Origin of the sequence: Mycobacterium sp. IS-1264 (assembly GCF_001954195.1) — a bacterium.
GTDB lineage: Bacteria > Actinomycetota > Actinomycetes > Mycobacteriales > Mycobacteriaceae > Mycobacterium.
On record NZ_MBES01000041.1, the window covers coordinates 24,690 to 35,012 of the forward strand.

4 protein-coding genes, 2 pseudogenes and 1 riboswitch are annotated in these 10,323 nt (G+C 67.1%); of the genes and pseudogenes, 5 read left to right on the forward strand and 1 reads right to left on the reverse strand.

Annotation, left to right across the window (positions count from 1 at the left end):
- Window positions 1-92 precede the first annotated feature (92 nt).
- Complete coding sequence (locus A5744_RS07400) at window positions 93-656, forward strand: carboxymuconolactone decarboxylase family protein (RefSeq protein WP_076059723.1); 564 nt, start codon at window positions 93-95, stop codon at window positions 654-656.
- A gap of 36 nt (window positions 657-692) precedes the next feature.
- Here A5744_RS07400 and A5744_RS25210 read toward each other — a convergent pair.
- Window positions 693-3,955: pseudogene (locus tag A5744_RS25210) on the reverse strand (amino acid adenylation domain-containing protein); the annotation flags it as partial.
- A 487-nt stretch (window positions 3,956-4,442) separates the two neighbouring features.
- Between A5744_RS25210 and A5744_RS07415 the strand changes: the two are divergent.
- From A5744_RS07415 to A5744_RS07430, 4 genes and pseudogenes are all read left to right on the forward strand, one after another.
- Window positions 4,443-5,570 carry a nitronate monooxygenase family protein gene (locus tag A5744_RS07415; protein ID WP_076059728.1) on the forward strand — a complete coding sequence of 376 codons (1,128 nt, stop codon included), beginning with the start codon at window positions 4,443-4,445 and terminating at the stop codon, window positions 5,568-5,570.
- A gap of 65 nt (window positions 5,571-5,635) precedes the next feature.
- Window positions 5,636-5,820: riboswitch (M-box (ykoK) riboswitch) on the forward strand.
- A gap of 287 nt (window positions 5,821-6,107) precedes the next feature.
- The gene (locus A5744_RS07420; protein WP_076059729.1) at window positions 6,108-6,350 is read left to right on the forward strand and encodes an Rv1535 family protein; all 243 of its coding nucleotides are present in this window, start codon (window positions 6,108-6,110) and stop codon (window positions 6,348-6,350) included.
- 197 nt (window positions 6,351-6,547) lie between these two features.
- The gene (gene ileS / locus A5744_RS07425; RefSeq protein WP_076059731.1) at window positions 6,548-9,685 is read left to right on the forward strand and encodes an isoleucine--tRNA ligase; all 3,138 of its coding nucleotides are present in this window, start codon (window positions 6,548-6,550) and stop codon (window positions 9,683-9,685) included.
- A gap of 129 nt (window positions 9,686-9,814) precedes the next feature.
- Window positions 9,815-10,323: pseudogene (locus A5744_RS07430) on the forward strand (hypothetical protein); the annotation flags it as partial.

Genomic DNA, 10,323 nt, shown 5'->3' on the forward strand with positions numbered 1-10,323 from the left:
GACATTATTCTCGAGGTGCGCAACGCGCAGGGAATTCGCCGAACCGTTATCTAATCGTGATGTGCCTGGCCCGTACATGAAATGCTCATACCATGACAACAGCCCGCGTGCCCGGACTGCCGCTCGGCGAGGCGAAAGCCGCCGCCGACGAGGCGGCCGTGCCGAACTACATGGCCGAAATGTCCATATTTCAGGTGCTGCTGAACCATCCGCAATTGGCGCGCGCCGTCAACGACCTGCTCGCCACCATGTTGTGGCACGGCGCCCTCGACTCGCGGTTGCGCGAGCTGGTGATCATGCGGATCGGCTGGCTCACCGCGTGCGACTACGAGTGGACGCAACACTGGCGGGTCGCGTCGGGGCTCGGCGTGGCGGCCGATGACCTGCTGGGCGTGCGCAACTGGCGCGAACACAACGGGTTCGGGCCCACCGAGCGGGCGGTGCTGGCCGCGACCGACGACGTGGTGCGCGACGGCGCGGTGAGCGCCGAGAGCTGGACGGCCTGCGAACGCGAATTGCGCGGCGACAGAACGGCTCTCATCGAACTTGTCACCGCCATCGGTGCGTGGCGCATGGTCGCGTCGATCCTGCAGAGCCTCCAGATCCCGTTGGAGGAGGGCGTGGCCAGCTGGCCGCCGGACGGCCGCGCGCCTTAGATCTCAAACGATCCGGTAGCTCTGCTGCGCCCGCACTCAGCCCAGCGATTCGCCTACCATGGCCGCAAGCTGCGCTACTCGAGGCGGCTTGAGCAGCGTCACATGGTTTCCCGCAAGGCGGTGCACGTGCAGCGCGCCCCCGTGGAATTCGTCCCAGCCCAGCGCATCTGTGCCCATGTCGGCGGCGGTGGCCTCAGTCACGAAAAGATGCATCGGCACATCGTGGCCCGACCGCTGATAGCGGCAGATCAGATCACACGCACCGCGGCGGTCGAATGTGCCATGTAACAGGTACTTTTCGAAGATCCACTCGACAAATTCTTCGAGTGCCACTTTGAGTAGGCCGACCCACTCCCGACGTTCTCCGCGCCTGGAATGCGAGCGAACCCTACTCCACCCAGTCAGCTCAGGTCGCTGCGACTGCAGCACCGGGTGCGGCTCGTCGACAATTCCCAGCCAGTTGACTTGCTCGCCGGCATCGAGAATCTGACGGGCAATTTCGTACGCCACGATCGCGCCGAAAGAGTATCCGATAAGTGCAACGGGGCCGTATGGCTGCCGCTTGCGAATCATCGAAAGCACTTGGGTGGCATACTGTTCGATGCTCATGGATCGATCCAACCGTTCTCCCGGCTGCACTGGGACCAACGGGTTCACCGGCTGCCCGGCCCCCCATTGCGCCGCAAAGTGTCTGGCGCTCACCGCCGCATGAAAATGGGGGAACACAAAATGTATCGGCGGCGAGCCCTCCTCGGCCGCGACGTCGCTGATGCCTTCAGCGCCAAGCAGCGCCGCGAGCCCGGCAACGGTCCTGCCCCGCTCCAGGAACGCCGGAAGCGACGGTGCGACACCGAATGTCCGCTGAACATCCAAGAGAAGTCGTTGTGCCAGCAGCGAGTGGCCGCCCAGATCGAAAAAGTCGGAATCGACGTCGGCCACGGGTACGCCCAGCAGGTCCGCCCACAGCGCCGCGACGCGCCTTTCCGTCTCGTTGCGGGGACGCTGATCGCCGCGCCGGGAAGCTCGGCCCAGCGACGGCGCGGGCAGGGCGCGGATGTCGAGTTTGCCGTTGGGCGTCACGGGCAGCGCATCGAGCACCACCACCGCGGACGGGATCATGTAGGCCGGTAGTCGCTCCGCCAGCTGGGCGCGTATCCCGGCGGGCTCGACAGCTCCCGTCACCGACTCGGTGACATAACCCACCAGGCGCTTGTCGCCGGCGCCGTCCACGCGGGCGATGACCGCCGCCTGCTCCACTCCAGCCAGGCCGGCCAGTGCGGCTTGAACTTCGCCCAGCTCGATGCGGTACCCGCGGATTTTGACCTGCTCATCGGTGCGTCCGAGATACCGCAGCTGCGCATCAGCACCCCAACACACCAGATCTCCGGTGCGATACATCCGTGTTCCGGGCGGGCCAAACGGGCAGGCGACGAACCGCGCTGCGGTCAGAGAGGTCCGGCGCGCATAGCCGCACCCCACTCCGGCACCGGCGACATACAACTCACCGACCACGCCGGCCGGCACCGCCCGCAACCACTTATCCAAGACAAACAATGCCGCCCGCGGCACCGGCGAACCGATCGGTGGCAGCCCCGAGCCCGCAACCAACGGCCGGCTGATCGTCGCGTACACGGTGGTTTCGGTCGGGCCGTAGCCGTTGATCATCACCCGCCCGGGGGCCCACCGGTCCACCACCTCGGCCGGGCACGCCTCACCGGCCACCACTAGGGTCACCGAATCCAACCCCTCGGGTGACAGCACCGCCGCCGCGGCCGGGGTTTGACTTAACACGGTGACGTGTTCGGCAACCAGCAATGCGTGAAAATCGATCGGGGAACGTGTCACCGAGTCGGGCACCACGACCAGTCGCCCACCATGTAACAACGCGCCCCAGATCTCCCACGCCGAAAAGTCGAACGCCAACGAATGACAGTGCGACCACACCTGTTCCGGCGTCAGCTCCACTCCGGCGTCGAGGGAGCCGAACAACTGGGTCACGTTGTGGTGAGTGACCGCCACTCCCTTGGGAGCCCCGGTGGTGCCCGAGGTGTAAATGATGTGGGCAATGTCGTCGGGCGCGGGTGCCGGCAACGCGGTGCTGGGTTGGTTGTCAGCAGCACGGTCGTCAATATCGATGACCCGCAGACCGAACCCGGCCAGCCGCCCCGCCAGCCCTCGGGTGGTGATTGCGGCGATCGGCGCGGCATCCCCGAGCACAAACCCGAGCCGGGCCCCCGGCACCGCCGGGTCGATCGGCACATACGCCGCACCGGTTTTCAACACCGCCAAAATCGCCACCACCGCCCCGAGCGACCTGGACAACAGCAGCGCCACGCACCGCCCCGGCCTCGCCCCCGCGTCGGCCAGCAGGTGCGCAAACCGATTCGACGCCTCATCCAGCTCGCGGTAAGTCATGCTGCGGTCAGCGAAGGTCACCGCTAAGGCCCGCGGGGCCCGCGCCACCTGAGCGGCAAACGATGCCGGTATCGACACCGCCGGTGGCGCACACTCCCACAGCACGGCGCGGTTACCGAACTCATCCAGGCGGGAGCGCTCATCCCCGCCCAGTAGATCCATCGACGACAGCCGCCGCCCCGGGTCGGCGGTCATCGCCACCACCGCTCGTTGCAGCAGATCAACCAATGCCCCAATGGTTTCCACGTCGAACACGTCGGTGTCGTATTCGACGCGCAGGCCGAGTTCGAGGCCGGGCGTGGCTTGTACCACGAGCGGGTAGTGGATGTATTCGGGGAGGGCGAACTCGGTCACTGCAATTCGCGGTCGGCGGCTACCGCGCCGGTGTCGTTCGGGTTGTTTTCCCAAACGAAAAGCGTGTCGAACAACCGGTCGTGGCCGCTGACGCAATGGATTTCGCTGAGTCCCAGGTGTTGGTGCGGGGTCGTGTGGTTGTGGAAGTGTTGCAGTTGGTCGAGCAGATCCGTGGTGGTCGTGGTCGCGGTGATGGTGGCCCGTACCGGCATGGTGTTGGCCGATCGGCCCACCGTCGATTCCGCGCCGGCGATGTCGGTCGCCCCATCCGCAGAGACCGTGGCGCCGAAGGCGACATCGGGCTGGCCACTCAGCGACATCAGCAACTGCGCAAACGCGGCCTGCACTACCGTGCTGACACTGGTTTGATAACACCCGGCCAGCTCACCCAGCGCCCGCGTGGTCTCGGCGGACAGCCGAAACGACGCAACCCCTCGCTGTCCTGCCCGGCCCGGTAGACCGACCAAGGTGGGGGTATCAAAACCGGCCAGCACTTCGCGCCAGGCCGCGTGGGCGGCGTCAAATTCTTGACCCTCCGCCTCGGCCCTCGTGAAAGCGCCTGTGTCTCGGAAGAATTCGGATCCGGTGCCACAAAGCGACCCCCCCTCGCGCGGATTTCCGCCTCCTCGCTCGGGGGCCGTCTTTACATCCTTGGTGCTCGAATCGGTCGGAAGCGCGCGGTCCAGGCTCTTTGCTACCCGTTGCTCTACGCCGAGTGGGCGCGGATAGGCCGGCCTTCCGTCGACCGCCCGCTTCAGGGCATCGAATGCTGGCCGGACTATCCCCCCCAGGACTTGTCGTGTCTGTTCCATCCCGGTCACGCCTGTCGGTCTAAGTAATTTGCTACGAGCCGCCTAAATTTTTTAAACTGAGCATAAGGCAGAATGCGTAATTCGCAACCATTGGTATGTTTATTGCACGAATGTGTATTAGTCGGTTTGTTGTACACGTGCCAATTCTGTCGACCGGTCGGACGAATTGATTGACATATCAATTGGTAATTCCTAGCGTCGGGCGATGCGAACCAGAGTCGCCGAGCAGCTCGGCGTTGAGTTCCCGATCTGCGCTTTCAGCCACTGCCGCGACGTCGTCGCGGCGGTCACCAACGCGGGGGGATTCGGAGTCCTCGGGGCGGTCGCGCACAGCCCGCAACGGCTGGACAGCGAGCTGACCTGGATCGAGGAGCAGACCGGGGGCAAGCCCTACGGGGTCGACCTGCTGTTGCCGCCCAAGTACATCGGGGCCGAGCAGGGCGGCATCGACGCCAAACAGGTCGCCGCGCTGCTGCCCGAGGAGCACCGCGAGTTCGTCGATGACCTACTTACCCGCTACGGCATCCCGGCGACCGCCGAGCCGCCGCGCGCGCCGTCCGGGGGCGGACTCAACATCTCGCCCAAGGGTTACGAGCCGCTGCTCGACGTGGCCTTCGGCCACGACATCCGGCTGATAGCAAGCGCGCTCGGCCCGCCCCCGGCCGACCTCGTCGAGCGCGCCCACGACCACGACGCCTTGGTGGCCGCGCTCGCGGGCACCACGCAACACGCGCGGCGGCATGCCGCGGCCGGCGTCGACCTGATCGTCGCGCAGGGCACCGAGGCCGGCGGGCACACCGGTGAGGTGGCGACCATGGTCCTGGTTCCCGAAGTGGTGGATGCGGTGTCGCCGACGCCGGTGCTCGCGGCCGGCGGGATCGCCCGGGGCCGTCAGATCGCGGCGGCGCTGGCCCTGGGGGCCGAGGGCGTGTGGTGCGGATCGGTGTGGTTGACCACCGAGGAAGCGGAAACCGCCCCCGTGGTCAAGGAGAAGTTCCTGGCCGCCAGCTCCTCGGACACCGTGCGGTCGCGGTCGATGACCGGCAAGCCGGCCCGGATGCTGCGCACGGCGTGGACCGACGAATGGGACCGGCCCGACAGCCCCGACCCCCTCGGCATGCCGCTGCAGACCGCCCTGATCACCGAATACCAGGTGCGCATCAATCAGGCCGCCGCCCACCCGGGCGCCAAGGCGCGCGAGCTGGCCACCTACTTCGTCGGCCAGGTCGTCGGTTCACTCGACCGGGTGCGCCCGACGCGCTCGGTGGTGCTCGACATGGTCGAGGAGTTCATCGACACGATCGGGCGGCTGGACGACCTGGTCGAGAAGTGACCACCACGACGCGCCGGCGCACTCGCCCGAGTTTGACGGTCTCCCGCCCTTCGTGCATCATCGTGACGGCACCTCGTTAGGTGAGGCGTCTACACGAATACAGGCCACTGACCCCGAACGTCCAAAGACGCCCCGGGTCAGGACAGCTCCTCCCGGCTTAAGGGTTGAGCCCAGGTGGCTTCCGGCTTGGATTGTTTTCCAGGCCAGGACACGTCGTGTAGTGCCGAAGCTCTGACGAGTGGGGTGCGGATCTCCGACGGTCGTCGGTTTCTGTACTCCCTTGTGCGCGCAGTTCGTGCGGGTGACCGCACGCGTCGTTGCCGTAGAGGAGGTGAGGGACGTATGAGTTCCAGCGATAGTCCGGGCCGAAGTCCGGGCTCCGTCCCGTCCCGATCCGGCCTCCGGCACGACGATCTCGGCTGAGTCGTCGCAACGCCAATCGGCTTACCGGCCGAGCATTCTCGGATCGGAACCAGTACGGGACGGGACACGTCAGTCCAGCTAGTCCCCGTTTTGAATTCCGTCTAGGAGGCGACCATGACCGCAGTCCTGCACGACGAACTGGCAACCGCGGCACCCAAGCCCGCGCTGACGGTCGTGCGCGCCGACACGCCCGCCCACGTCCCCGCGCCCAAGAAGGTGACCCGCCGCGTCGACGTGCCGATCTTCGGCCTGGGCGCCGACCCGCTGGTGAACGGCGCCGCCCGTCTGTTGAGCATTCCGCTGCGCCACGCCTACGCGGCGCTGTGGCGCGTGGGCGTGCTCGAAGTCGGGGCCTGATCCACCGGCTAGAATCGGCGCAGCGGCATCGATCCGGCCATCACCGGGGAGCCTTCGGAAGAACGGCCATTGCAGCCCAGTAGAACCGAACGGGTAGGCCCGTCATAGCCGTCACGAGCGGTCGCGCGGCAGCGCGGCAAGCGGGGTGGTACCGCGGCGCTCGCGCAGCTAGCGCGTCGTCGTCCCCGGCCTGAGAACTGGCACAGGGAGACGACGCTTTGACCTACCCGAAGCTGGCCGCCGGGGCACCCGACTTCCCGGCGCTCGAACTCGAGGTCCTCGAGTACTGGGCGCGCGATGACACCTTCCGGGCCAGCATCGCCCGCCGCGATGGCGCCCCGGAGTACGTGTTCTACGACGGGCCGCCGTTCGCCAACGGTCTGCCCCACTACGGGCACCTGCTCACCGGCTACGTGAAGGACATCGTCCCGCGGTATCACACGATGCGCGGCGCCAAGGTGGAGCGCCGCTTTGGCTGGGACACGCACGGGCTGCCCGCCGAGCTCGAGGTCGAACGCCAGCTGGGCATCACCGACAAGTCCCAGATCGACACCATGGGAATCGCGGCGTTCAACGAGGCCTGCCGTGAATCGGTGTTGCGCTATACCGACGAATGGCAGGCGTATGTGACCCGCCAGGCCCGCTGGGTCGACTTCGACAACGATTACAAGACGCTCGACCTGTCCTACATGGAGTCGGTGATCTGGGCCTTCAAACAGCTGTGGGACAAGGGCCTTGCCTACGAGGGCTACCGGGTGCTGCCGTACTGCTGGCGCGACGAAACCCCGCTGTCCAACCACGAATTGCGGATGGACGACGACATCTACCAAAGCCGCCAGGATCCCGCGATCACCGTCGGATTCCGGGTACCCGACGGCGAATTGGCGGGCGCCTACCTGCTGGTGTGGACGACCACGCCGTGGACGCTGCCGTCGAACCTTGCGGTTGCGGTCAATCCGGACGTGATCTACGTGCAGGTGAAGGCCGGCGATCGCCGCCTGGTGCTGGCCGAGGCGCGCCTGGCCGCCTATGCCCGCGAGCTGGGGGAGGAGCCTGAAGTGCTGGGCACCTACCGTGGCGCGGACCTGTTATGCATCCGCTATGTGCCGCCGTTCCCGTATTTCACAGACCCAGAACCGGGGCGGGCCAACGCTTTTCAAGTATTGCCCGGCGACTTCGTGACCACCGAGGACGGCACCGGAATCGTGCACATGGCGCCGGCCTACGGCGAGGACGACATGGCCACCACCGACAAGGTGGGCATCGAACCGGTCACCCCGGTCGACTCCAAGGGCCGGTTCGACGCCACCGTCCCGGATTATCAGGGCCAGCACGTCTTCGACGCCAACGCTCCGATCATCCGCGACCTGAAGGATCAGAGCGGCCCGGCGGCCGTGAACAAGCCGATCCTGCTGCGCCACGAAACCTACGACCATCCCTACCCGCACTGCTGGCGGTGCCGCAATCCGCTGATCTACCGCGCGGTGTCGTCGTGGTTCGTCGCGGTCACCGAATTCCGGGACCGGATGGTGGAACTCAACCAGCAGATCACCTGGTACCCCGAACACGTCAAGGACGGCCAGTTCGGCAAGTGGCTGCAGGGCGCCCGCGATTGGTCCATCTCGCGAAACCGCTACTGGGGCACGCCGATTCCGGTGTGGAAGTCCGACGATCCCGCCTACCCGCGCATCGACGTCTACGGAAGTCTCGATGAGCTCGAGCGCGACTTCGGGGTGCGGCCCACCAACTTGCACCGGCCCTATATCGACGAGCTCACCCGGCCCAACCCCGACGACCCGACCGGGCGCAGCACGATGCGGCGGATCCCCGACGTGCTCGACGTGTGGTTCGATTCGGGCTCCATGCCGTATGCCCAGGTGCACTACCCGTTCGAAAACGGCGACTGGTTCGACGGCCACTATCCCGGCGACTTCATCGTCGAGTACATCGGCCAGACTCGCGGCTGGTTCTACACGCTGCACGTGCTGGCCACCGCGCTGTTCGACCGTCCGGCGTTCAAAACCTGTGTGGCGCACGGGATTGTGCTGGGCTCCGACGGCCAGAAGATGAGCAAGTCGTTGCGTAACTACCCGGATGTCACCGAGGTGTTCGACCGTGACGGCTCCGATGCCATGCGGTGGTTCCTGATGGCGTCGCCGATCCTGCGGGGCGGCAACCTGATCGTCACCGAGCAGGGCATCCGCGAAGGCGTGCGGCAGGTCCTGCTGCCGCTGTGGAACGCCTACAGCTTCCTGGCCCTTTACGCGCCGAAAGTCGGTGCCTGGCGCACCGATTCGGCGCACGTGCTGGACCGCTACATCCTGGCCAAGCTCGCGGTGCTGCGCGATGAACTCAGCCGGTCCATGGACGTCTGCGACATCTCCGTGGCGTGCGAGCAATTGCGTCAGTTCACCGAGGCGCTGACGAATTGGTATGTGCGACGGTCGCGTTCGCGGTTCTGGGAAGAAGACGGCGACGCGATAGACACCCTGCACACGGTGCTTGAGGTGACGGCGAGGCTGGCCGCCCCGCTGCTGCCCCTGACCACCGAGATCATCTGGCGGGGGCTGACCGCGGAGCGGTCGGTGCATTTGACCGACTGGCCCCAGCCGGACGTGCTGCCCCCCGACCCGGACCTGGTGGCCGCGATGGATCAGGTCCGCGAAGTCTGCTCCGCCGCGTCGTCGCTGCGCAAGGCCAAGAAGCTGCGGGTGCGCCTGCCGCTGCCGAAGCTGACCGTGGCGGTGGAGAGCCCGCAGCGGTTGGAGCCGTTCGTGGACCTGATCGCCGATGAGCTCAACGTCAAGAGCGTCGAGCTGACCGACGCGATCGACACCTACGGCCGGTTCGAGCTCACCGTCAACGCGCGCGTCGCCGGGCCGCGCCTGGGCAAGGACGTGCAGGCCGCCATCACGGCGGTCAAGGCCGGCAAAGGCGTCGTCAACTCCGACGGCACCCTGACCGCGGGCCCCGCGGTGCTGCAACCCGAGGAGTACAGCTCGCGGCTGGTCGCAGCCGACCCGGAATTCACCGCGGCGCTGCCCGACGGAGCGGGGCTCGTCGTTCTCGACGGCACGGTGACCCCGGAGCTGGAGGCCGAGGGCTGGGCCAAGGACCGGATCCGCGAGCTGCAGGAACTGCGCAAGTCGACCGGGCTGGACGTGTCCGACCGCATCCGCGTGGTGATGTCGGTGCCCGCGGAGCGCGCCGACTGGGCACGCGCGCACCGCGACCTCATCGCCGGGGAGATCCTGGCCACCAGCTTCGAGTTCGGCGAGCCCGCCGAGGCGGCGGAGATCGGCGACGGCGTGCGGGTGGCGATCGACAAGGCCTAGGACCGGGGCCGAGGCCGGGAAAAGCTCCGGAAAAAAGTTCCGAAAAAAGTGTCCGGGTGAGCACCGGCGGCTGCTCATACCTGTGAATGCGACCCAACGGGGGCCGCGACCACAGTTAAGGAACAGGCCATGAGCACCGTCGAAGACTTCCACTCGGCTACCTTCAGGGCGGTCCCGCGCGACGACCTGACCGTCGCCGCGAGCCCGCGCGACGACCTGACCGTCGCCGCGAGCCCGCACGAGGACCTGACCGTCGCCGCGAACCCGCACGAGGACCTGACCGCCGCAGAGGCGTGGGCGTCGAGCCCGCTGGGCGATCCGGCGATCGAGGACGGATCTCTCCACACCCCCGCCCACGTCGAGGACCGCCTTCCCGCGGAGTCCGAGGACGACCTCCCCGCGGAAGAGCCCGCGGGGAGGCGATGGTGGGGCGCGAACGCGCTGGTTGTCGCGGCCGTGATCGGCGCGCTTGGCCTGGTCGCCGGGTTTGGCGTGATGCTCGTTGCCGGGACGAGTCCCAAGCCCAAGCCGGCCGTCGTGGCTCCGAACTCGAGCGTCGGTTCGGTGGCCTCCCAGGCGCCGAGTGCGGCCGCCCCGCCGCCCGTCGCCCCCGCGCCGGCCGCGGGCGCTAGCCGCCA